This is a genomic window from Neokomagataea anthophila (genome assembly GCF_018122595.1).
GTDB classification, from domain to species: Bacteria; Pseudomonadota; Alphaproteobacteria; order Acetobacterales; family Acetobacteraceae; genus Gluconobacter; species Gluconobacter anthophilus.
Genome location: NZ_JAGRQH010000002.1, coordinates 223,192 through 246,574, shown reverse-complemented (window position 1 = coordinate 246,574; position 23,383 = coordinate 223,192). Strand labels below are relative to the sequence as shown.

The following is a 23,383-nucleotide window of genomic DNA, read 5'->3' as shown; positions in this document are numbered from 1 at the left end:
GTATAAACTATATAAAGTGGAGTTATCTATTATGGACTGGCGTAAGAATATTCGTTTTGTTGCAGTTGCAAGTGTTATGGCTTCTCTGGTGGGAGTGGGGCATGCTGCAAGTGGTGGGGTTCTTGTTGATACGAACCCGCCGCAGATTCCTGGTGTCATGCCAGGTAAAGTGATGCCCGCACATATTCCTTTGGAAAATGGTTTTCCTCAGCCTACAGTTCACACGGGTGTTGCCCATGATGTGAATGAGAATTATACGGCGCGATGGACCCGCGCAGATGCGCGGCAAATTAAAGCCATGTCTAACCCCAATGTAGCGGATGGGCAGAATTCGATGCCGGCGTCTTTGACGATGCCGGCGATTTCGTCTGATTTCCCAGTTACGAATGATCAAGTTTGGATTTGGGATACGTGGCCGCTGACTGATGCATCTGGAAATCAGTATAGTTATAATGGCTGGGATGTGATTTTTTGTCTAACATTCCCGAGAAATACGGGGTTAAGTTTTGATGAGCGTCATTCTCACGCTAGAATAGGTTATTTTTATCGTCGGTCGGGTATTCCGGCGAGTCAGCGCCCTCAAAATGGTGGTTGGATTTATGGTGGTTTAGTGTTCCCGGAGGGGGCGAGCGCAGCGGTATACGCAGGGCAGAATTTTACAAATAATGCGCAGTGGTCAGGGTCAATGCGTATGTTTAAGGCTAATAGTAACCAGATTACGGCGTTTTATACAGACATGGCCTTTAATCTTTCTAATGGGCTTTATAATACGCCTATCCCTAAGGGAGCAAATGTTACGCCACCAAAAGCAATTATCACAAAGGCTGATGGCCAAATCCACTCAGATAGTACTCATGTGTGGTTTACGGGCTTTGATAAGCATATTCCACTACTCCAGCCTGATGGGGTTTATTATCAAACGGGTGAACAAAATCAGTATTTTTCATTTCGTGACCCATACACTTTTACAGATCCAGCACATCCGGGTCAGACGTTTATGGTGTTTGCAGGAAATTCCTCTGGGGTGCGTGGGGAAACCCCCTGTGATGCTGCTGATTTAGGGTATCGTGATGGTGATAAATATGCCGAGACTGTTTCGGATGTGAATGGTTCAGGTTCTATTTTCCAGCGTGCTAATATTGGCTTGGCGGTTGCAACTAAAGCTGATCTTTCGGAATGGAAATTTTTACCACCACTTGTTTCGGCAAATTGTGTGAATGATCAGCTTGAACGTCCACAAATGTCCATTCAAGATGGTATTTATTATTTAATGACCATTAGTCATAGAACGACATTTTCATCTGGTATTGATGGGCCAGATGGTGAATATGCCTTTGTTGGTCAGGGTATTCGCAGTGATTTTATACCATTAAATGCAGGGAGTGGCTTGTTGCTGGGGAATCCGACAGACTTGAATACGGCAGCTGGAGCTGATTTCCTATTAAACCCGCAGCAAAATCCAAACACATTTCAATCTTACTCACATTATTACATGCCCAATGGTTTGGTTACCTCCTTTATTGACGCTATTGGTGATAAACGCGGTGGTGATCTGGCGCCGACGGTGCAGCTTGAGTTGCATGGTGTGTGGTCAGAGCTGAATGCGGCGTATGGGAATAATGGTTTGGGCGCGTATGGTGATATTACGCCTAATCGTTTTATTCTGGATTGGAAGAACGCTGCACTAGACGCTTCTAAGTAATCGATAACACGGCATTTGAGCTCTTGATGCCACCTGTGACGTTTTTGTCGCAGGTGGCATTTTTGTATGCGGCAGCTTTCAGTCACACTTGTAACGTTATGATATAACATACATAAAGAGGGGATAAGTTTATTTTACCCTTAAGGGGCTATTATGCTGTCTTCTCTCATTTTGCGCGGTGTTGCGCTGTCATTGTTATCGACTACGGCGCTATGCTCGGCTGTGTATGCTCAGGATGTGAGCAATGCTCATGAGGGAGATGGGCGTACGAATTTTGGTTCTGTAGACCATCAAAAGAATGTTTCGGTATCGGAAACAAGCCGTGCAGGCGAAGATGATGTGGTTGTTAACGCTCATCTTGAGCAGGCTCGTGCGGCTCTGCAGCCTGCTACTGGCGCAACGACATATCGTTTTTCACGTCAAAATATTGAAGCAAATCCCGGCGGTGATAATGCACCGATGACATCGTTGTTAATTCAGGCTCCAGGTGTGGCGCTTGATAGTTACGGGCAAATTCACGTTCGTGGGGACCATAACGAAGTACAGTTTCGCCTTGATGGCGTAGCGTTGCCGGAAGGCACAAGTGTGTTCGGACAGGCGTTGATGACGCGTTTTGCGCATGATTTGTCGCTGACGACTGGTGCGCTGCCAAGTGAGTACGGGTTTTTGCAGGCCGGTGTGATTGATATCACGACGAAAAATGGCTTTGCGGATGCTGGTGGTGATATTTCGGTTTATGGCGGTGCGCGTGATTACTTCCAGCCATCGGTGCAGTATGGTGGCCATAAGGGGAAGTGGGACTGGTTTGCTACGGCAGATTTCGTTCATAATCGTGTTGGTATTGAGAACACGGAGCCGCACTTCAATGCTTTGCATGATCTGACGAACCAGTATCATTTCTTAGGTCATGCACGGTATACGGTTGATGCTGATACGCGTATTAGTCTGACCGCTGGTGTTTCAAATGCTGAATATCAGTTGCCTAACAATCCGGGGCAGCAGCGGCAATTTGCGGACCCGAATTTTTTGAGCAGTTCGTTGTCTCAGAAAGTATATGGCAGTGTTGATAGTGCCGGACTGAATGAGCATCAGAAAGAAATTACGGATTTTGGGATTTTATCCCTGCAAAAAGAGCTTGGGCGCCTTAGCGTTCAAAGCTCAATTGTGACGCGTTATAGCTCTTTGCGTTACACGCCCGATCCGTTGGGGGATCTGGTGTATAATGGTATTGCGCAAAATGCGGCGCGTGGCGTGTTTTCAACGGGTAATCAGACGGATGCGACGTGGCGGGTTTCATCCGCGCATACGGTGCGCTTCGGTTATCAAACCTATGTTGAGCGCAATATTTCCAAAACAGATTCTAGTGTTTATCCGCAGACTGGGCAGGATGATAGCGGGAATCCTATATACGGGAATACACCTGTTGGTATTCACTCAGGGACTGGGCGTACCGGTTGGACTTATGGTCTGTACGCACAGGATGAGTGGCACCCGCTGCATAATCTGACGGTGAATTATGGCCTGCGTTTTGATGGTGTGGATGAATATACGCACGCTAAGCAGGTCAGCCCTCGGTTGAACATTGTTTATCAACCATGGAAGGGGGGCGTGATTCATGCGGGTTATTCGCGTTATTTCACGCCGCCGCCGTTTGAGTTGGTTGGTGGCACGTCACTTTTACCATTTGCCAATACTTCTGCTGCGCCTGGTACGTTCCAAAATGATACACCGCGGGCAGAGCGCGATCATTATTTTGATGCGGGTATCTCACAAACCATTCTGCCAGGTTGGCATGCATCCTTTGATGCTTATGTGAAGCTCGCCAAGAATATGATTGATGAAGGGCAGTTTGGCTCGCCTGTTCTGCTGTCGGTTTTCAATTATCGCCGTGGGCAAGTGCATGGTTATGAGTTCACGACAGATTATACGCGTGGGCCTTTCAGCGTGTACGGCAATATGTCGTGGTCGCGGGCTATGGGTAAGGACATTGTGTCTGCGCAGTGGAATTTCTCACCTGATGACTTGTCTTATATCCAAAACCGTTGGATCCATTTGGATCACGATCAACGTTGGACAGCATCTGCTGGGGGAAGCTACACGGCCTTTAATCGCTCATCGCATCCGCTCCGTATGTCTGCGTCCATGGTGTATGGTAGTGGTCTGCGTGCCGATGGTGTTGTGCCGAATGGTGCTTCGGTGCCGCAATATGCGACGTTTAATCTCTCATTTGTACAGTCGTTCCAAAATCTCTTTCACAGCCGTTTCTTTAAGACGACGCAGTTACGTGTGGATGTGACCAATCTCTTTGATCGTACATATTTGCTGCGTGATGGGTCCGGTATTGGTGTTGGTGCTCCGCAATATGGTCTGCGTAGGACGATTTTAACGGGTATTGATCAGCGTTTCTAATGCGCGGGAAAAAGGCATATTGCATGCCTGTTGTGTATTGAATGATAAAAAAAGGGGCGGATTATTCCGCCCCTTTTTTGTGATTGTGATTACATGGCTAGAAGTTTGTGTTCCGATTGCGAGGCAATGATGCTGTGCCGTTCTTTTTGTAAGCCGATCACTTGAACGGGCAGGTTGTGCGTTTCGAGTTTATTGACCACATTTTCGAGTGCTTGCACTGAGGTGATGTCCCAGAAATGTGCTTGGGTCAGGTCTAAAACGACGTTTTGGGCGTGGCTGTGATAGTCGATTGCTTCTGATAGGCCACTTGCTGAAGCGAAGAACATTTGTCCGTGCACATGGTATGTGTCGGTTGAGCCATCTGTTGTTTTGTTGATGGAAAGCATTGCGGCTGCGCGCCAAGCAAAGAACACCCCATAAAGAAGAACACCAACAAGCACGCCCGCCGCAAGATCATGCGTTAGGACGACGACAGCAACAGTGACGAGCATGGTAAGGCTGGAGAGCTTTGGCTGGCGGGCCAGTTCACGGAAGCTGCCCCATGCGAAGGTGCTTGCTGAGACCATGATCATGATGGCCACAAGGGCTGCCATTGGTACTTGGGCGACCCAAGGGTGTAGTAAGACCATGAGGATGAGCAAGAATGCGCCAGCGGTGAAGGTCGAGAGGCGACCGCGCCCACCGTAGCGTAAGTTGCCAACAGTCTGGCCAATCATGCCGCAGCCAGCGATGCCACCAAAAGCACCAACGAGAATGTTGGAAATCCCGAGGCCTGTGCACTCTGCGTGCTGGTTGCCATGCGTGTCTGTTTCATCATCGACCACTGTAGCGGTCATCATAGATTCCAGCAGGCCGACGGACGCCATAGCCAGTGCATAGGGGAAAACAATGGAGAATGTGTCCCATGTTAATGCGACATGCGGCCATGTGAGCTGTGGTAGTCCTGTAGGTAGGTCGCCGAGATCATGTACCGTACGGACGGGCATGGGGTGTAGCATCGTAATTGCGGTGAGAATGATGATGCAGATGAGTGGGGAGGGGATGGCTGTGGAGATTTTAGGGGCCAGATAAATAATGGCCAAGCCAAGGGCAATGAGGCCGTAAGTTGGTAAGCCAGCCCCAACGATTTGCGGGATCTGCGCTGAAAAAATGAGAATGGCAAGTGCGTTTACAAAGCCCGTACGGACCTCTGTGGGAACAAAGCGCATGACAGATTCAAAGCGCAAAAGCCCGAAAACAATTTGTAAGGCGCCCGCCATTAGGGTGGCGATGAGCATCATATCAACGCCGTGGCGGTGGACGAGAGGGGCAGCAACCAAAGCAACGGAGCCCGCTGCGCCAGAAATCATGCCAGGACGACCGCCGAAGATGGCGATGGATACCGAGATGACAAAAGAAGCAAACAGCGAGACTGCGGGAGAAACGCCTGCGATATAGGAGAATGCAATGACTTCTGGGATAAGGGCGAAGGTTCCGACCATGCCGGCCAGCACTTCGCGCAGCGGGTTTTCTGCCCACTGTTGACGATAACGTGCAAAGTTCATGAAGTTACGTGTCCTCTCTGTTTAGTCTCGTGTTGTCCACTTATGGAAACGGTTGAAAAGGGTGCGACGTATTCGGGCCCGGCGCGGCAATTCTGATCGGAGTGTAACGCGAGAGTGTGGAAGAATGAACCCTTCTTTCCATGTGCGCTTTTGCGCTCAGGGGTGGTGGGAGCTTATTTTCTGGAGTTAAACGCGCTTTTTTTGAAAAAATTGCATTTTTAAGAAAAAACTTCGAAAAGGGGCTAGACGCCTTCTCACGAATTTCCTATACATCCCCTCGCTGTGTGGCGGATGTAGCTCAGTTGGTAGAGCGCCGGTTTGTGGTTCCGGTTGTCGCGGGTTCGATCCCCGTCATTCGCCCCAGCAAACTTTCCCTAAAAATAAAATACTCTCTTATATTCAGTGAATAGAACCAGTTTTTTGGTTCTGTAGCTTGAATTTTTATAGAGCTCTTCTTGTGGAAAATTGTAGCAGTGTGTGCTCCTTATTGTTTGAAAAGGGCACAAAAAAACGCGCCTTGTAGCGCGTTTTTTTTATGTATTGGCTCAGAAACGTCTGAGCCAATGGTAGCTTAGAAGCGTGCAGAAACGTCGAGGTAGTAGTAGCCGCCCGTAATGCCAAGTTGGTTGGTGCTCATGTAATATTGTGGAGCGCCGAGGTAGCGGTTGTTGTTTGGAATGCGTGATGGATACGCGGCAAAAATGTTATTTCCGCCGAGTGTGGCACTCCAGTTGGGATTAATATTATAGGTAACGGAAGCATTTGTCGTCCATTTGGGTGTGTTCTGGAACTGACGGTACACATTGGTCAAGCCAACGAGAGGACCTGAATAATAGGTCAACTGAGATGTTGTTTGGCCGTAGCGGATTTCATGTACGGAGACATTCCATTTGTTTTGTGGGGAATGCCATGTGCCGCCAAAGATGAGTTTTGAGCGTGGATACGCCGTTGTGATGTAGGCAATATACTGTGCGCTCAGCAGGGGATCGCCATTGGTTGCGGTGGATTGGTGGCGAAGGCGTGTACGGTTGAGGTTCAGGGCGGCATCCCAATCAACCTGTCCGTATTGTCCAAGCGCTGTATTATATGTCGCGGTGAGGTCTAGCCCTTGAGTGCGGGTGGTCGCGACATTGGCAAACCAGTGTGTTGAGAGTTGGCTGGCTGGCCAGTTTTGTGCGGCAGAAGAGATGGGGAAGTTGTCTTGGACCAATGCGTTATAGGCATTGATGCCATAGACATTTCCGCCCGGTTGAATGCGGTCCCGTAGGTCAATTTGATAGATATCTGCGGTGACATGCAGTTTATGAATTGGCTCGGCGATAATGCCGCCTTCAGCACTTGTCGAGTATTCTGGCGTTAGGGCGGAGGCTCCGTTGTTCAAAGCGCCGGGAGAGTTAACGGCAATCAGGCCGCGTGCGGCGTTTAGAGAGACTGCCAGTGCGGAATAATGCTGTTGTGCAAGCGTTGGTGCGTGGAAGCCTGTGCTGAAGGTTCCGCGAATGGCAAGGCGTGGGTTAAAGTCATAGCGTGTGGCGATTTTGCCTGTGCGTGCATCACCAACATCTGTGTAATGCTCAGTACGCCCGGCGAGATCAACCTGCCATTGTTTGGTCAGGTGTGTGGCTATGTCGATATAGCCTGACACAACATCACGGTTCCAATTGCCTGCGTTGAGGGCGGAGGTGCCGGGAATGGCGTCAGAGCCTGTGCCTGCCGTGCTATCGGCAGAGCCGGTGCCGATGGAATAGGACTCATAGCGGTAGGATGCGCCGCCTGCGATGTTGATGCTGTGAGGCCAGAAGGAAAGATTGACCTTGCGGGAGAGGTCAAAGCTATTGGTCCACTGGGAGTCGTTATATCCTTGAGCATTGCTAAAGCTCGTGGGAGTACGGCCTGTTGCTTTTAAGACAGCAGTATTGGTGGTGCTGAGAGCATCAAAGCGGTCAAAATCACGGCCATAAACGGATGATAGATCCCAGTTCCAGCCTGCGAAAACGCCTTTTAAACCTGCGGTGAGTTCGAAGTCATTTTCCTCCAGCGCCATGATGGGGGTGTAGCCATTGGGGTAGAGGGCCGCATAGGCTGGATAAGATTTGAGAGAACTCGCGAGGCGGTTGTTCTGGTAAGATTCTGCATGCCGGTGTGCATAGGTTGCTGAACCATATGCTTGAATGTCTGCCGTTAGGTCATAACCGGCATTGAGCGCGATGCTTTCGCGGGTTTGTTCGGGTTGGCTCAGAATGGGGTTGCTGTATGTTCCAGTACGGTTATCCGCTGCGGAACGGTAAGCATGGTCTTGGTGAACAAAATCACCGCCAATATGTAGGAATCCGCGATCACCAAGGTGGAATCCTCCGTCTAAATAGACGCCTTGTTGGAAGCCGTCACCTTGGCTGGTTATGCCCGTATTCGAGCGGATATTGAGGCCATGCGCCTGCTTTTTGAGAATAATATTCACGACCCCAGCAATGGCGTCTGAGCCGTACTGAGCAGATGCACCATCACGCAGGACTTCAACATGGTCGATCATGGACATGGGGATCATGTCGATATCAACGGGGGTTGCGCCTTGGGTTGGGCCGGGGTCTGCGTAAATATTTGCTGTAGTGTGGCGGCGCTTACCGTCAACTAAAACGAGTGTTTCGTTAGGGTTGAGGCCGCGTAGGGAGATAGTGTCTGTCAACGCGCCGGCATCAAAACCTGCTGTTGGAACGGTTAGGGATGGTAGGAGCAGAGAGAGTGCGTCGCGTAGGGTGGGTTGCCCCGTACTGGTGATTTGGCGGTTGGACACGACGTCAAGCGGGGAGAGGGAATCACGGGCTTTTTTGCCGAATTCACGCGTGCCTGTGACGATGACCGCTTCACTGCCGCCGGCAACTTCTGGTGCTGGTGCTGAAATGTGGGTGGTGCGGTGTTTGGTATGAGGTTGTGTTTTGGTCGTTTCTTGGGCGTGAGCACCGGACATGGGAATGAGAAGAGTGGTGCTGAGCAGTGCGCCAAGCAGGGCTGGAGAAACACCTTGTTTCTTCCGATGAACTTGTATGTGCTTCACGTTATAACGTCCATATATCGTTATTATTGTTGCATGGACATTAGAGTGCGTTTTAAGGTCGTCAATAGTACGACAAGGAATGCTGTATCATTCATTGTGTGAAGTGTTGAAAAAAGCACACTAATAAAAGGTTATTTTTTCATCCTAGGCGTTAAATTTATTACGTTTGAATATTTGTTTGGGTTTCATAATAATATGCTTCAAGCATAAAAAAAGCTGGCTCCTTAGAAAAAAGGAACCAGCTTTTCAAAGCTTTTGGCGTTTTGCAGAGAGCAATTATGCGCTTTCTTGCGTGCCTGTATGCTTGTCCACTGCTGCGGGCAGGAATTGCGCAAGTGCTGGTAGGATGGTTTCTGCTGGTAGGCCTGTTTTGGACACGATGGTTTGGATTTGCGTGTCGGTCAGTAGGTTGCGCAGTTCGTCGGTTGAGATCGGCAGGTTTTCGCCATTGCCAATCCATGACTGAATTTTTTCTTCCAAGCCGGCATTGCGTGCTTGAGAGATCAGCATATCGATGCCTTGTCCCTTAAGCATATCACCAATCTGGCCGCCGAATTTATCAGCTAATTGGCCGCCGAGTGCGCCAGCTGCTTGGTTTAGAAGGTTACCGAGAAAGCCGCTCATAAGTATTCTCCGTTCGAAGGGTGGTACGATATGTGTTAAAGCTTAGAAAACTTTCTTAAGTTTCCCATCTTGTGGCACTTCGATGTCGATTTCGAGCATGGAAACAGAATTGCCACGATCAACTTTGATTTGAACCTTCTCTTGATCAACGGCGACGTGGCGGCTGATCACCTCCAAAATTTCTTTGTGGAGCTGTTTGATGAGGTCAGATTCCCCTTCGCCGTCTCCGCCACGCTCATGGGCGAGGAGGATTTGCAGGCGGTCTTTCGCGACAGCACTGGTCGATTTGGGGCGGCGGGTTAAGAGATTGCTAAGAAAACTCATGCGCCCCTCCGCTTGAAGAGCCATTCGAAGAGGCCACGTTTTTCAACAGGGACGGAGACTTCCAGTTCTTCACCGGACAGGCGGCGTGCGGCTTCTTGATAAGCGCGGGCTGGAAGGCTGTCGGGGGAAGCTAGCGTGACGGGTGAGCCTACATTGGAGGCTTTGAGCACGTCTTCGCTTTCTGGCACGATCCCAACGAGCGGAATGGACAGAATTTCGAGAACGTCTTCTACGCTGAGCATTTCTTTGCGTGCTGCGCGTGCTGGGTCGTAGCGGGTCAGAAGAAGGTGCTTTTCAATCTTCTCGCCGCGTTCTGCACGAGCGGTTTTGCTGTCGAGTAGGCCGATGATCCGATCAGAGTCACGTACGGAGCTGACTTCTGGGTTTGTCACGATCACGGCAGCATCGGCGTGGTGCATGGCTAATTGTGCGCCGCGTTCAATGCCTGCCGGACTATCGCAGATAATCCAGTCAAATTTTTCACGCAGCTCTTCGATGACTTTAGCAACGCCCTCGGAGGTCAGGGCATCTTTGTCGCGTGTTTGAGAAGCGGGAAGGATGGAAAGTGTTTCGCAGCGTTTGTCACGAATGAGGGCCTGAGCTAGTCGGGCATCGCCTTGCACGACGTTAATTAAGTCAAAAACAACGCGACGTTCAGCACCCATCACAAGGTCAAGATTACGTAGACCGACGTCAAAGTCGACAACGACAACATTTTGCCCGCTTCGTGCGAGGGCGGCCCCGAGAGCTGCGGTCGAAGTTGTTTTGCCGACCCCGCCCTTGCCCGAGGTGACAACCAGAACCTTGGCCATGAATACTCCAGCTTTAAAAACAGCGATGCGAACATCGTTTTTGGGCGATAAACCTACCGTATATCTTATGAAATTTTACAGAGATACGGCAACAGAGGAAAATGAGAGCCCGTTAAATTATAGTGTACGCAGTGTAATGTGATCATTCACTAAGAGGGCATAAGCAGATTGACCGAGAAAGGTTGCCTCGAGTTCATCTGCTGTGGTGTAAAACCCGTCAATGGCTAGTAGTTCTGCTTCCATCTTTTGAGCAAAAATGCGGGCATGCGCGTGTTCCATTATGCCGGCAATGGCGCGGCCGCGTAGGGCGCCATAAATATGAATGGAGCCTGCGGCAATAATTTCTGCACCGGATGACACAGCGCCTAGTACCACGACGTCTCCGTCAAGGTTTTGGATGCGTTGGCCGGAACGTACGGCGTCTTCAACAATGAGTGTTTTCCCCGGTTGTGTCGTTGGGGGGATTGTTGATTCTTGTGTGGGGGCGTCGGGGAGCTCCACTGGGCCAGAGGGTTTTCCGCCATCGAGAGCCGCGGGCCAGTCCCATGAAGCAACAGCCGGCCAAGTGGGGTCGCCACCTTCAATGCCGATAATGCGCAGGCCGCGTTCGATGAGTGCGTTTTGAAAATTAGATAAATCGGGCGTGTCTGACGAAAGAAGGCCGAGATCTAGGATAATGGGTTTGCCATTGAAGAGCGTGCCAGAACGGGCGATCTGTTGGTCAAGGCCGTTTAGCCAGTGATTGAGTGGTGCTTCTGGGGAGAGGACAAGCGCGAGGAAGGAGCGCCCACGTGCACGGATTCGGAGTGCAGGAGTGGTCTCGGTTTTTGGAGGAGGGGACTGGGGCTGGGACATCGCTGAATCGTGCGCCTGACAATCGGAGTAGGAAAAACGTCGTTGCTTCACACTGCCAGATGAAGACTGTGCTGATAAAGTGCACACAGTGATTTCCTCCGAACCGGAAGTGGTCTAGTAAAGACGTATGCGTATTCTGCATCACCTTCCACTGTCGCCGCAATGCCGGCTGGTTCGTCTCGCTCTAAGTGAGAAGCGTTTGCCATTTGACCTAGCTGTTGAGCGGGTATGGGAACAGCGCGAAGATTTTCTAACGTTGAACCCCGCAGGTGAAGTGCCTGTTCTGGTCGAGGAAAACGGACTTGCTGTTCCGGGTGGGCGCGTTATTTGCGAGTATCTGGATGAGGCGTATCCAGATACTCCATTAATGGGTCGGACGTTGGCGGAGCGCGTGGAAGTTCGCCGTCTGTTGGATTGGTTTGAAACACGCTTTGCGGCGGAAGTGACCCAGAATCTGTTGGGTGAGAAAGTCGATAAGCGTTTGCATGGCCGAGGGCATCCAGATGGAAATGCGCTGCGGGCAGGCTATGGTGGCTTACGTTTCCACCTCGATTATATCAGTTGGTTGGCAGAAACGCGCTCATGGTTGGCTGGGAAGTCCATCAGTATTGCTGATTTTGCTGCAGCGGCTCATTTGTCGTCCTTGGACTTCATCGGGGATATTACGTGGTCTAAGGCGCCAGCTGCTAAAGAATGGTATGCTCGGGTAAAGTCACGCCCGTGTTTCCGTGGGCTTCTGTCGGATCGTATGAGCGGTATTGTGCCGCCTGCGCATTATGCGAATTTGGATTTTTAAGACCTTTGACTCAACATTCTTCTTCCCAATATGACGCCGTTATATTGGGCGCAGGTGCTGCGGGCCTGATGGCCGCAACCGTTGCTGCGCGTGGTGGTTCGCGTGTTTTGGTGCTGGACCATGGTGCAGAACCGGGGCGTAAAATCCTCATTTCGGGTGGTGGTCGGTGTAACTTCACCCATTTGGAAACGAAGCCAGAGTGCTTCTTGTCTAATAATAAGCATTTTGCACGTTCAGCATTGGCGCGGTTCACTGCTAAAGACTTTTTGGCCATGGTCGAGCGGCATCGTATTGCGTGGCATGAAAAGGCGCGTGGGCAGTTATTTTGCGATGGTTCAGCACGCCAAATTGTGGCGATGTTGATGCAAGAAGCAGAGGCTGCTCATGTCGAATTTGGCTTTGGCGTTAAGATTGACCAAGTGCAGCGTAATGACGCGGAGTTCCGGGTTCTGACGTCTGAAGGTGAGATTACGGCGCAGTCTGTTGTGCTGGCTACGGGGGGACTATCAATCCCGAAGCTGGGTGCTAGTGATCTCTCTTTACGCGTTGCGAAGAGCTTTGGTCTTTCATCAACTGCGACAGATCCTGCGCTTGTGCCGCTATGTATAGCGGAAAGCGATCCGGCATTGGCGGGTGTATCTGTGCCTGTTATCGCCTCGGCTCAGAATGAGCGGACGGGACGCAAGGCGGTGCGCTTTGAAGACGGGTTAGTCTTCACTCACCGTGGTATCTCGGGGCCTGCAGTACTGCAAATCTCATCGTATTGGGATCGTAATGCGCCGGTCATGTTTAACCTCGCGCCGGGTCGTGATCTGTTGGCTGACTTTCAGGCCTTAAAGGTTTCACGACCGCGTGCAAAGCCTCCTGCACTCTTGGAGTTCCTGCCGACGCGTTTGGCGCGCTCTATTGTGGATGGCTTCCCGCAAGAGATGATGCGTACCGAGCTGGCAAATGTACCGGATCGTGTTTTGAAGGCATTGGCAGAGCGCGTTGGGCAGTGGAGTGTGATGCCTTCAGGGACTGAAGGTTATGCCAAGGCTGAGGTCATGCGCGGGGGTATTGATACGAAGCATTTATCGTCTCAGACGATGGAAGCGCGAAAAGTGCCCGGTCTTTTTGTTATTGGTGAAGCAGTTGATGTGACGGGTTGGCTGGGTGGACACAACTTCCAATGGGCGTGGTCTAGTGGCGTCGCCGCTGGGCGTGGAATAGTGGCGCGCGCTCAAGCGAATGCTACGGTGCCGGATATTATGCCATAAGAGTGTCGTAGGTGCGCTTTATGGTGCATGTATCATGCGGAGGTCGTTATGTTTCGTGCCATACAATACGGTGCTCTTGTGGTCTTGGGATGTGCGTCTTGCCTGTTGTTGGGAGCGTGTGACGGGGGCGGGGTGTTCGGTCCGGGTGCGCCTATGGTCGTCAATGGTGCAGGGTGCCAAGCGGGCATTTATACTTGCAAGCCTCCGATGAAGGTGCCGTTTGCTGTGCCGTGTTCATGTACGCAAGGTCGTATGATGGATGCTGGAAACGCCGGACAGCGGTAAGGCGGCTGTCGGGTTGTTTTCTTTATGTTCTTCTCTAGGGTGGTGGGTCGGAAGCGGCTTATTATAACGTTAGAGTAGTCAGTATGATTTCCATGCTCCCATGGATTGTTGCGTTTATTTCTTTGGTAATTGCTGTTTTGGCGTTGACGAAAAACGGACGGCAGCAAGATTTTACGCCCTTTTTTGATCGTGAAGCAGATGAGCGCGCACGAGATGCAGATTATCAGCGCCAGCACCTCGTGGATATTGAGCGGGCGCTTTCTGGGCGTTTAGATGCGCTGCGTTTAGAAACAACAGAGCGTTTGGCCGCAGTAACGCAGCGCGTGGGGCAAGATCAGGCAGATAATCGCTTGTTATTGTCAGAAGCGCTGCGGAATATGTCAGATGGGCAAGCGCGGCAAATTGAGCGTATTCGTCTTGCCGTGAATGAGCAATTGCATGGTGCTGTTGAAAAGCAAATGCAAACAAGCTTTCAGCGTGTGGTTGAGCAGTTTGGCTTAATGCAAAAAGCTTTGGGTGAAGTGTCGAGTGTGACCGCGCAGATCGGAGACCTAAAGCGTTTATTCTCTAATGTGAAATCCCGAGGTGGTTGGGGGGAAGCGCAGTGTCGCGCTCTGTTAGACGATGTTTTGCCTGAAGGCAGCTATGAAACAAATTTTCGGGTAGGGGAGGGGCTGGAAAGTGTTGAATTTGCAGTCCGTATGCCTGTGCGGAGTGAAGCGCCACCTTATTTGCCGATTGATAGTAAATTTCCAACGGAGGCGTATGAGCGTTTGTTAAACGCGGCAGAAGCTTCTGATGTGATGGGTGAGAAGGCCGCCCGCCGTGAGTTGGAAGTCGTGATTAAAGCAGAAGCGCGGAAGATTGCTTCTAAGTATATTCGTCCACCCGTTACGGTAGAATTCGCCGTTTTATATGTGCCTACGGATGGGCTTTACACTGAAATTTCTCGGATGCCGGGTGTTATTGATGAAATAGGACGCCTGCACCGTGTGTTGATCATGGGACCTTCTTTATTGCCGGCTATGTTGCGTACGGTGCATCTAGGTTATGTTACTTTGGCCCTTGAGGAGCGGACGGAAACCATAGCTTCTCTTTTGGGCACGACGCGACAAGAAATGTTGCGTATGGACGAAGTGTTGGAAAAGTTGCAGCGTAATGCTGGAACGATGGGCAGTACGATTGAAGAAGCCCGGCGTCGCACACGGGTTCTGGGGCGTAAATTGCGTGCGCTTGACGGAACTGAGATGAGTGATGCTGAAGGTTAACCCCGTTTTTAATGGGAACTTCAAGCGTTACGGCTCATGTGGGGAGGTATGATGATGTCTGCTGAAAGTCATGAGGCGGTACTCCGCCAATCCGAACCTGCGATCCGGCTGCTGCTGATCGAGGACGATGATAGCATCGCGACGGAAGTTGTCGCGGAATTGGAGGCGCGTGGTTACGGCGTAACGCGTGCGAGCACTGGGTTAGAGGGCGTGGATGAAGCGATCTCTCGCCGTTATGATCTGATGGTAGTAGATCGTATGCTGCCAGAGCTTGACGGTCTGAGCGTGATTGAGCGCCTACGGCGTGAGCAGATTATGACGCCTGTCTTGGTTCTGTCCGCGTTGTCGGCGGTAGATGACCGTGTTAATGGTTTGAAGGCGGGTGGTGATGATTACCTGACGAAGCCTTTCGCCATGGAAGAGTTGGCCGCACGCCTTGAAGCATTGCTGCGCCGTCCGACTGACAGTCGTGAAACGGTTTTGCGGGTTGGCCCGATTGAGATGGACCTGATTGAACGCAAGGTCTTTCGTGAAGGGCGTGAAGTTGACTTGTTGCCGCGTGAGTTCCGTTTGTTGGAATATATGATGCGCCGCCCCGGAGCTGTTTTGACGCGGACCATGCTCTTGGAAGATGTGTGGAACTATCGCTTTGTACCGCAGACCAATCTGGTGGATGTGCATATCGGTAAGCTGCGCCGCAAGATTGATGTGCCGGGTGAGGCGCCGTTGATTCAAAGTATCCGTGGCGCTGGGTTCAGTTTGCGTGTTCCAAACTGATATTTTTCGGACGGCGACGTTCCGGCTGACGCTGGCTTTCGTCGTCGCCATTATCGCGGGCGTTTTGCTCCAGTTTATGCTCGTTTACGGGCAAATGGCGAATTATGAGCGCGCCCGCTCAACAGATTTTTTGAAGCGTGAAGCTGACCTTCTGGTGCAAGAAACACCGGAAGAATTAGAAGACGCTGTGCGTGATCGTACGAAGACCGATCTGCGCGTTATTCTGAACGGCGCTGCGTTGTTTGACCTAACGCATCAGCCGATTGTGGGTGATATTCATACTTGGCCGGAGGGGCTAGAAGTCTCCCCGGAAGCGCAGCGTTTATGGGTTGTGCCGCGTAAAGATCGTCCGTTTGAAATGCGTTTCATGGCCGTACGGGTGCCTGATCGTGATGGTCATCCAGATGGACGTGTTTTGGTTCTGGCACGGTCCATGCATATGGCGGATGAACTGCGTTATATTACGAAGCGTTCGGCATTGATGTCGGTGGTGCCGATTGTTTTATTTGCGCTATTAGCTGGTGTTTTCTTGAGTCACCGTGCTTTGGCGCGTGTGAAAGAAATGCGTGAAGCCATTGTGCGGATTATGGGCGGAGATTTGCAAGAACGCCTTCCGGTGGGGCGTGAGCGTGACGATATTGAACGCCTCGCCAGTGCGGTAAACCGGATGTTGGATCGTTTGGAGCATTTGCTCGACGAGATTCGTGATGTTGGCAATGATATTGCCCATGATTTGCGGACACCTTTGGCGCGTGTGCGGGCCGCACTGGAGCGCGTAACGGGCTCGGATGATGTAGATCATCTCAATGCAGTGATTCAGCGTGCGACGCAGGATCTTGACCAGTGCTTTTCAATTATCACTGCCTTGCTAAGGATTGGTGAGCTTGAGAATGGTCGGCGTCGTGCAGGTTTTGCGATGACGGATTTAACGGAAGTCGCTGCCGGTATTGTTGATTTGTATGAGCCGATCGCAGAGACGCAGGGCATAATTCTCCGTCAGGAAGGGCTTACATCAAAAGCATTGCTCTATGGGGATGCGGACTTGTTGAGCGAAGTTCTGGCAAATTTGGTCGATAACGCCATTAAATTTACCCCTGAGGGTGGTGAAGTCGGGCTCTGTGTTGAGCGTATGGTTGATGGCAAGATTTCGGTACAAGTTTCTGACACAGGGATAGGTATTCCTGAGCAGGAGCGTGGTGCTGTACTTGGGCGTTTTTATCGTTCTGATAAAAGCCGTCATATTCCGGGTAGTGGTTTGGGTTTAAGTCTCGTTTCTGCCATTTTAGATCTTCATGGCGCGACTCTGAGCATTGCGGCTCATAAAGAGGGGCTTACTTTGCCCGGCTCTGTCTTTACGATGACTTTTGATGCTTTTGTTGAGGGGGCGTCAGAAAATAGCGCATAAGTGACATGATATTTTCGTGAAACTAGGGGTTTAGCAAAGAACTAAATTCAATTTTGCTTGTGGCATTGTGTTCTTGCGATATGTCTGAGGGGCTTGTGTAAGGAGAGCCCGTTGAGACGGATCATGAATGACGTGATATTCGCCTTAGGCCAATCAAAAGGGATGCACTCCCAGTTTGGTCTATGGAAGGTCAAAGCCGTATGAACGCGATTGTTGTTACCGCGCTAAAGCGGCCCTATACCTTTGTCGTCTTGTCGATCATGATTTTGATCTTCGGCGTCAAGGCTATTATTGCAACGCCGACAGACGTTTTTCCTTCTATTAAAATCCCCATTGTTGCTGTCGTGTGGGCATATACGGGCTTGATGCCTGAAGATATGTCCGGCCGTATGGTCTATTATTATGAGCGTTCGCTAACAGCGACTGTGAGTAATATTGAGCATATTGAAAGCTCATCATATTACGGCCGCGGTATTGTTCGTGTCTTCTTCCAGCCGGGGACAGACACCGCCGTTGCACAGACGCAAATTACATCTGTGTCGCAAACTGTTATTAAACAGATGCCGACGGGAGCAACGCCACCGCTGATTTTGGCGTTGGACGCATCTTCAGTCCCGGTTTTAACGCTGCAAGTGAATAATTCGAGCATGTCGGGCTCGGAAATTTATAACATGGCGTCAAACTTGATCCGGCCTGAACTGGTGTCTGTACCTGGTGCTGCCATTCCAAACCCGTATGGTGGTTTGGCGCCAGATATCATGGTCGATATTGATCCGGTAAAGCTGCTGGCGCACCGTTTGTCGCCTGAAGATGTGGCGAATGCATTGAACCGTCAAAACATCGTGCTGCCTGCCGGTGACCAGAAGGTTGGTGGTTTTGACTGGATGGTGAAAACCAACTCAGCACCGATCGATCTGTCTAGCTTTAACCGTATGCCGATTAAGCAGGTCGGGAATTCAGTGATCTATCTGCGCGATGTGGCGTGGGTGCACAGAGGTGGTCCGCCGCAGATTAATGCGGTTTTGGTGAAAGGCCATCAGTCGGTTCTCATCGTCATTCTCAAAAGCGGCGATGCGTCTACCTTATCTGTCGTGAGTGGCGTGAAAAAGCTTTTGCCACAGGTTCTGTCTACCCTGCCCGCAGGGACTAGCATGAACATTTTGACGGATGCTTCTGGCTTCGTGAAGGATTCCGTTTTTGATGTTCTGCGAGAAATGGTCACGGCGGCTATTTTGACCAGCTTGACGGTTCTGCTTTTCCTTGGGTCGTGGCGCTCCACAGTGATTGTGGCTACGTCTATTCCCTTGGCGATGTTGTGCTCGATCATTGGGCTTAGCATAGCAGGGCAGTCGATCAATGTGATGACGCTGGGTGGTTTGGCTTTGGCTGTCGGTATCCTCGTGGATGATGCGACGGTGATGATCGAAAACATCGACGCGCATTTGGACACCGGAAAAGAGCTGGAAGACGCGATTATTGATGCGGCTAATCAGATTGTCATTCCGACATTCGTTTCGACGACCTGTATTTGTATTGTGTGGCTACCGTTGTTTGAATTGACCGGCATTTCCGGTTGGTTGTTCATGCCTATGGCTGAAGCCATTATCTTTGCGATGATTGCGTCATTCATCTTGTCACGAACCCTCGTGCCCACGATGGCGAATTGGTTGTTGCCAGCTCAAGTTGCTGCACATCGTGACCCTGCACACGCACATCGTGAACCGGGGTTCTTTGGACGTTTCCAGCGCGGGTTTGAGCGGCGTTTCATGGCGTTCCGCAAGGCATATCAGGGTCTTTTGGCGGGCTTGATCCAAATTCGTGGCCGCTTTGTAACGCTGTTTTTATTGGCGGCGTTGGCATCTCTTGGTTTGCTCTTTTTCGTGGGGCAAGATTTCTTCCCTGAGATTAAGTCGGGCACCATTCAAATGCATATGCGCGCCCCGATCGGCACGCGTATTGAAGAGACTGGTAAAATTGCCGGTCTGGTTGAGCAGCGTATGCACAGCCTGTTGCCGGGACAGATTGCGAATGTTGTGAACAACTGTGGCTTGCCATTCAGTCAACTGAACCAAGCTATGGTGCCGTCTCCAACGACCGGGGCGCAGGATTGCGACATCACCTTGCAATTGCGGAATGGTGAAAGTCCAATTTCAGAGTACCGGCAAACCCTGCGTCGTGGTTTGAGTGACGCATTCCCGGGCACTATCTTTACGTTCCAACCGGGTGATTTGACGGCAAAGATCCTAAACTTCGGTCTGCCATCTCCGATTGATGTGCAAATCGTTGGACGTGATCTGCAAAAGAACTTCACGTTCGCTACGCAAGTCGCGCAAAAGCTACGGCATGTTCCGGGTATTACGGATGTGTCGGTGCAAGAGCCGATGACTCAGCCGACATTGTTGGTCAATAACCGCCGTAGCTTTGCTTTGGGCACGGGTATTACGCAGCGTGACGTTGCGTTGAATGCCTTGGTCACATTGTCTGGTAGCGCGCAGGTTGGGCAGACATATTACCTTAACGCTCAGGGCACATCGCAACTGATTGACGTGCAAACACCAGCGAATTACCTGCAAACGCTGAACGACTTGGAGATTGTGCCGATTGATAAGGGGGATGGTAATCCGCTGAATCAAAACCCACAGCTCTTGGGGGCTCTGTCTGACATTGTTCAGTCGGGTACGCCAGCAGAAGTCGCGCATTATAATATTATGCCAGTGGTGGATATTTACGCGGCACCTGAAGGTGTTGATCTGGGTAGTCTATCACGCGCGGTTGATCGTGTAGTGGCTGAGGAGCGTAAACACTTGCCGCATGGTGCGACGATGGTGGTGCGCGGCCAGGCTGTGACCATGAATGATGCGTATGTGCAGCTTCTCACGGGTTTGGCGCTTTCTATCGCGTTGGTTTACCTCATTATCGTCGTGAATTTTCAATCATGGTTGGACCCTTTTGTGATTATCACAGCGTTACCGGGTGCCTTGGGGGGGATCGCTTGGTCGCTCTTCTTAACGCATACGGCAATGTCTGTTCCTGCTTTGACAGGTGCGATTATGTGTATGGGGACTGCGACGGCGAACGCCATCTTGGTCGTGTCCTTTGCGCGTGAGCAGTTGGATAAGCACGGAGATCCGCTCAAAGCCGCTTTGGAAGCGGGCTATGAGCGTATTCGTCCTGTGATGATGACGGCGCTTGCCATGATGATCGGGATGATCCCGATGTCGATTAGTAACTCTGATAACGCTCCGCTGGGTAAAGCCGTAATCGGTGGGTTGTTGGTAGCAACCATTGCTACGTTGCTCTTTGTGCCCTGTGTTTTTGCTCTGTTACATTATAAACGGCCGACCGCGCCGGAAGGAGACCACGCGTGAACCAGTCTACGCAACAAGGCTCAGGCGTGTTCGGGCCACGAGGAAAGCTCATTCTTGTCATTGTCGTCTTGATCGCTCTGGTCATCGCGATTTGGGGTATTCTTGGGCGCATGGCCGATCACGCGCGTGTGGCGCGTGAGACGGAGGAAGTCTCTGCGCCGCCGGTATCATTGATTATGCCGCAAGCCGGCCCGAAGACCCGTGAGGTTGACCTCCCGGCGAACTTGGCTGCGTGGTATGAGGCGCCGATTTATGCTCAAGTCTCTGGCTACGTGAAAATGTGGTACAAAGACTATGGCGCGCATGTGAAGCAGGGGGACTTGCTGGCAGAGATCAATACGCCAAGTATTGATGCCCAATACGCAGCAGCTAAGGCACATTATAACGTGGTTCTAGCACGTTATAAGCTGGCGGTTATCACGACCAACCGTTGGACAGCCCTGAAAAACACGCAAGCTGTTTCCCGGCAGGAAGTAGACGTTCAGGCGGCGAATGCGGCAGCGCAAAAAGCTGAGTTGGAAGCCGCAGAGCATGACGTTGATCGTTTCCAAGCGTTGGAAGACTTTAAACGGATTGTCGCGCCGTTTGATGGGATTGTCACCTCGCGCTTGGTCAACGTTGGTGACTATGTGAATGCTGGCGGTGGTAATGTGAACTCACGCGGTGCAGCGTCCGAATTGTTCTCGGTGGCGGACACGCACCGCATGCGTGTTTTCGTTTCTGTTCCGCAGGATTTCGCGAGCGTTATTTCACCGAAAATTACGGCGCAGTTGACGGTGCCACAATATCCGGGCCGCCATTTTTTGGCGACTTATCTTGCTTCAGCAAATGCGTTTAACGCGGCAACCCGTACGGTGACGACGGAGCTGAGCATTGGCAATGATGAGAACCTGTTGTGGCCGAACTCTTATGCAACTGCGCATATTACGGCACCAGGTGACCCAAATATTCTGATTGTTCCAGAAAGCGCTCTGCTGTTCCGGGCACAGGGGATGCAAATAGCGAAGGTCATCGATGGGCATATTCATCTGATGTCTGTAACGGTAGGTACGAATTTCGGTACGACGGTACAGGTGTTGAGCGGTATTTCCGCGCATGATCAGATCGTGGCGAACCCAACTGCGGATATGCTTGAGGGCGATCAGGTCCGCGTTGTGAACTCTACGCCGGGTTATAACGCGCCGACAAAGGCGCAAATTGAAGAAGACCACCGGGCAGAGCGTGAGCATGATGCGAACCCAGCAGAGGCGAGTAGCCGGTGATGCGCAAGGTAAAAGAGGCGCGCTTTTGGCGTGATAAGTATGGGGCACGCGGCATTTCATTAGCTGCGGCTCTGACCTTGGGGTTAAGTGCGTGTGACTTGGCTCCGCAATACCAACCGCAAACTTTTCTGTACCCAGATGGGTGGCATGGCAAAGGCATTATGGTGGATGCACGGCCAGCCGATTCAACATTGCCCGGAAATTGGTGGTCAGTTTTCCATGATCCCATTTTGAATGGCCTTGAAGAGCGGATGCTGAACGTTAACCCGGACCTGCAAGCCGCAGCTGAGTCATTTACGCAAGCACGTGATATGGCGCGTGAGGCGGAAAGTCAGCTTTATCCGCAACTCGTGGGTAGTGGGCATATGAGTGATAACAAGGGGTCTCTGGGCCGCTTGTTTAATAACCGGGAGAGTTCCTCATTCGCTTATGAATCGAATGAGGCTTATAGCGGTGCAGCTACGTGGGAGCCGGATTTCTGGAGTAAGATCCGTAACTCAACGCGGATGGAAAAGAACCTCGCACAGGCGACAGCAGCTGATTACGCGCAGGCCAAGCTCAGCCTAGAGGCAGAGCTCGCCAGTGATTACGTGACTTTGCGCGGTCTCGATGCGCAGAATGAAGTGTATAGTGACTCCATTCGGTATTTCCAGACGGCAGTAGAAATTACACGCTTGCGTCAAGAAGGCGCTATTGGTGCGGGGCTCGATGTCTCTCGTGCTGAAAACCAGCTTTATTCTGCGATGTCGTCTCAGTCGCGGATTGTGGCGCAACGGCAAGTGATTGAGAATGCAATGGCGGTGTTGTTGAACACAGCGCCTGCAGCTTTTCATATTGCGCCGGTGAATGACGTACGGCTGCATTTTGGTGTTGTGCCGATTAATGCGGGTGTGCCTTCAACATTGCTTCAGAGGCGGCCAGATATTGCTGCGGCTGAACGCCGGATGGCCGCAGCCTCACGGGCTATTGGTGTGTCCCGGGCTGCTTTTTATCCGGATATCTCTATTAGTGCGAGCGGTGGTTTTGAGAATGCCGGGTTCGACCTTGGTGGTATCTCAAATGCGTTTTGGCGCATTGCGGTGCAGGCTGTTGAACCAGCCTTTACGGGTGGTTTACGTCGGGCTGCGTTGCAGCGGGCATGGTCTCAGTATCGCCAGAGTGTAGATGAATATCGTTCTACGGTGTTGTCTGCATTTGGGGATGTGGAGAATGGCCTGACCCAGACGGTGCAATATCGTACGGCGCAAGAGCAAGAAGGTAAGGCTGTTGATGCGGCATTACGCACTCAACATATGACTATGTCACTCTATACGGGTGGTTTGTCGAACTATCTTGATGCCTTGGTTGCTCAGCAAGATGCTTTGCAGGCGCGTTTGTCACTAGTTCGTGTGCAGACGGCTCAGGTTCAGGCGAGTGTTCGTTTGATGCGGGCGCTTGGTGGTGGTTGGCAGGCAGATTCTTTGCCAAAGATGGGACAAATTAACCCATTTGGTGTGCTGCAATATAACAACTTGCGGACACCCAAAGCTGTTGGTGGTGTGGAAAATCATGATACACCTCAACAGAATGATCTAAGGGGGTTGACCCACTAGGGTAATATAGTCTAGGGGACCCCCTCAATTCGAACGCGGGAGGAGTTGC

Annotated in this window: 16 protein-coding genes, 1 tRNA gene and 1 pseudogene; 12 read left to right on the top strand and 6 right to left on the bottom strand. The window is 51.3% G+C overall.

The features are described from left to right. Window positions 1–31 precede the first annotated feature (31 nt). Window positions 32–1,657: pseudogene (locus KB213_RS04035) on the top strand (glycoside hydrolase family 68 protein); the annotation flags it as partial. 198 nt (window positions 1,658–1,855) lie between these two features. After that, on the top strand, window positions 1,856–4,111 hold the full coding sequence (locus tag KB213_RS04030) for a TonB-dependent receptor (RefSeq protein ID WP_211680740.1): 2,256 nt from the start codon (window positions 1,856–1,858) through the stop codon (window positions 4,109–4,111). Between the two features lie 89 nt (window positions 4,112–4,200). Here the strand turns inward: KB213_RS04030 and KB213_RS04025 are convergent, their stop codons facing one another. Continuing rightward, window positions 4,201–5,655: a SulP family inorganic anion transporter gene (locus tag KB213_RS04025; RefSeq protein WP_211680739.1), complete on the bottom strand. Its 1,455-nt coding sequence runs from the start codon at window positions 5,653–5,655 to the stop codon at window positions 4,201–4,203. 287 nt (window positions 5,656–5,942) lie between these two features. Between KB213_RS04025 and KB213_RS04020 the strand changes: the two genes are divergently transcribed. Then, window positions 5,943–6,018 (top strand) — tRNA-His (locus tag KB213_RS04020). Window positions 6,019–6,226: 208 nt separating this feature from the next. Here the strand turns inward: KB213_RS04020 and KB213_RS04015 are convergent. The 5 genes from KB213_RS04015 to minC all read right to left on the bottom strand — a co-directional run bounded on the left by KB213_RS04015 (window position 6,227) and on the right by minC (window position 11,322). Next, window positions 6,227–8,620, bottom strand: coding sequence for a TonB-dependent receptor plug domain-containing protein (locus KB213_RS04015; RefSeq protein ID WP_211680930.1), 2,394 nt, complete (start codon window positions 8,618–8,620; stop codon window positions 6,227–6,229). A 363-nt stretch (window positions 8,621–8,983) separates the two neighbouring features. Then, window positions 8,984–9,331 (bottom strand): YidB family protein, encoded by a 348-nt coding sequence (locus tag KB213_RS04010; RefSeq protein WP_211680738.1) that lies wholly within the window; start codon window positions 9,329–9,331, stop codon window positions 8,984–8,986. Window positions 9,332–9,373: 42 nt separating this feature from the next. Next, window positions 9,374–9,655, bottom strand: a complete 282-nt coding sequence (gene minE / locus KB213_RS04005) for a cell division topological specificity factor MinE (protein WP_211680737.1) — start codon at window positions 9,653–9,655, stop codon at window positions 9,374–9,376. Continuing rightward, window positions 9,652–10,467 (bottom strand): septum site-determining protein MinD, encoded by an 816-nt coding sequence (gene minD / locus KB213_RS04000; protein ID WP_211680736.1) that lies wholly within the window; start codon window positions 10,465–10,467, stop codon window positions 9,652–9,654. Before minD ends, minE begins: the two co-directional genes overlap by 4 nt. Window positions 10,468–10,584: 117 nt before the next feature. After that, the gene (gene minC, locus KB213_RS03995) at window positions 10,585–11,322 is read right to left on the bottom strand and encodes a septum site-determining protein MinC (protein WP_211680735.1); all 738 of its coding nucleotides are present in this window, start codon (window positions 11,320–11,322) and stop codon (window positions 10,585–10,587) included. A gap of 127 nt (window positions 11,323–11,449) precedes the next feature. Here minC and fzlA point away from each other — a divergent pair, with 127 nt between their 5' ends. The 9 genes from fzlA to KB213_RS03950 all read left to right on the top strand — a co-directional run bounded on the left by fzlA (window position 11,450) and on the right by KB213_RS03950 (window position 23,334). After that, the gene (fzlA, locus tag KB213_RS03990) at window positions 11,450–12,118 is read left to right on the top strand and encodes an FtsZ-binding protein FzlA (protein ID WP_068169687.1); all 669 of its coding nucleotides are present in this window, start codon (window positions 11,450–11,452) and stop codon (window positions 12,116–12,118) included. A 68-nt stretch (window positions 12,119–12,186) separates the two neighbouring features. Further along, window positions 12,187–13,377 (top strand): BaiN/RdsA family NAD(P)/FAD-dependent oxidoreductase, encoded by a 1,191-nt coding sequence (locus tag KB213_RS03985; protein ID WP_249110254.1) that lies wholly within the window; start codon window positions 12,187–12,189, stop codon window positions 13,375–13,377. Between the two features lie 48 nt (window positions 13,378–13,425). Further along, window positions 13,426–13,662 carry a hypothetical protein gene (locus KB213_RS03980; RefSeq protein WP_211680733.1) on the top strand — a complete coding sequence of 79 codons (237 nt, stop codon included), beginning with the start codon at window positions 13,426–13,428 and terminating at the stop codon, window positions 13,660–13,662. An 83-nt stretch (window positions 13,663–13,745) separates the two neighbouring features. Next, the gene (locus KB213_RS03975) at window positions 13,746–14,930 is read left to right on the top strand and encodes a DNA recombination protein RmuC (RefSeq protein WP_211680732.1); all 1,185 of its coding nucleotides are present in this window, start codon (window positions 13,746–13,748) and stop codon (window positions 14,928–14,930) included. Between the two features lie 54 nt (window positions 14,931–14,984). Next, window positions 14,985–15,707, top strand: a complete 723-nt coding sequence (locus KB213_RS03970; RefSeq protein WP_408903717.1) for a response regulator transcription factor — start codon at window positions 14,985–14,987, stop codon at window positions 15,705–15,707. Then, window positions 15,694–17,112 carry a HAMP domain-containing sensor histidine kinase gene (locus KB213_RS03965; RefSeq protein WP_211680731.1) on the top strand — a complete coding sequence of 473 codons (1,419 nt, stop codon included), beginning with the start codon at window positions 15,694–15,696 and terminating at the stop codon, window positions 17,110–17,112. The genes KB213_RS03970 and KB213_RS03965 overlap by 14 nt, the downstream gene beginning before the upstream one ends. A gap of 200 nt (window positions 17,113–17,312) precedes the next feature. Then, window positions 17,313–20,480: an efflux RND transporter permease subunit gene (locus KB213_RS03960; protein ID WP_211680730.1), complete on the top strand. Its 3,168-nt coding sequence runs from the start codon at window positions 17,313–17,315 to the stop codon at window positions 20,478–20,480. After that, window positions 20,477–21,742: an efflux RND transporter periplasmic adaptor subunit gene (locus KB213_RS03955; RefSeq protein WP_408903710.1), complete on the top strand. Its 1,266-nt coding sequence runs from the start codon at window positions 20,477–20,479 to the stop codon at window positions 21,740–21,742. The genes KB213_RS03960 and KB213_RS03955 overlap by 4 nt, the downstream gene beginning before the upstream one ends. Further along, a complete protein-coding gene (locus KB213_RS03950) occupies window positions 21,742–23,334 on the top strand; it encodes an efflux transporter outer membrane subunit (RefSeq protein WP_068169699.1) in 1,593 nt (530 codons plus the stop codon). The genes KB213_RS03955 and KB213_RS03950 overlap by 1 nt, the downstream gene beginning before the upstream one ends. The last annotated feature ends 49 nt before the right edge of the window (window positions 23,335–23,383 follow it).

Bases quoted from the DNA above. Each gene is read 5' to 3' on its own strand.
- KB213_RS04030 (WP_211680740.1), top strand. From the start codon at position 1,856: ATGCTGTCTTCTCTCATTTTGCGCGGTGTTGCGCTGTCATTGTTATCG.
- KB213_RS04025 (WP_211680739.1), bottom strand. From the start codon at position 5,655: ATGAACTTTGCACGTTATCGTCAACAGTGGGCAGAAAACCCGCTGCGC.
- KB213_RS04015 (WP_211680930.1), bottom strand. From the start codon at position 8,620: ATGTCCGGTGCTCACGCCCAAGAAACGACCAAAACACAACCTCATACC.
- KB213_RS04010 (WP_211680738.1), bottom strand. From the start codon at position 9,331: ATGAGCGGCTTTCTCGGTAACCTTCTAAACCAAGCAGCTGGCGCACTC.
- minE (WP_211680737.1), bottom strand. From the start codon at position 9,655: ATGAGTTTTCTTAGCAATCTCTTAACCCGCCGCCCCAAATCGACCAGT.
- minD (WP_211680736.1), bottom strand. From the start codon at position 10,467: ATGGCCAAGGTTCTGGTTGTCACCTCGGGCAAGGGCGGGGTCGGCAAA.
- minC (WP_211680735.1), bottom strand. From the start codon at position 11,322: ATGTCCCAGCCCCAGTCCCCTCCTCCAAAAACCGAGACCACTCCTGCA.
- fzlA (WP_068169687.1), top strand. From the start codon at position 11,450: ATGCGTATTCTGCATCACCTTCCACTGTCGCCGCAATGCCGGCTGGTT.
- KB213_RS03985 (WP_249110254.1), top strand. From the start codon at position 12,187: ATGGCCGCAACCGTTGCTGCGCGTGGTGGTTCGCGTGTTTTGGTGCTG.
- KB213_RS03980 (WP_211680733.1), top strand. From the start codon at position 13,426: ATGTTTCGTGCCATACAATACGGTGCTCTTGTGGTCTTGGGATGTGCG.
- KB213_RS03975 (WP_211680732.1), top strand. From the start codon at position 13,746: ATGATTTCCATGCTCCCATGGATTGTTGCGTTTATTTCTTTGGTAATT.
- KB213_RS03970 (WP_408903717.1), top strand. From the start codon at position 14,985: ATGTCTGCTGAAAGTCATGAGGCGGTACTCCGCCAATCCGAACCTGCG.
- KB213_RS03960 (WP_211680730.1), top strand. From the start codon at position 17,313: ATGAACGCGATTGTTGTTACCGCGCTAAAGCGGCCCTATACCTTTGTC.
- KB213_RS03950 (WP_068169699.1), top strand. From the start codon at position 21,742: ATGCGCAAGGTAAAAGAGGCGCGCTTTTGGCGTGATAAGTATGGGGCA.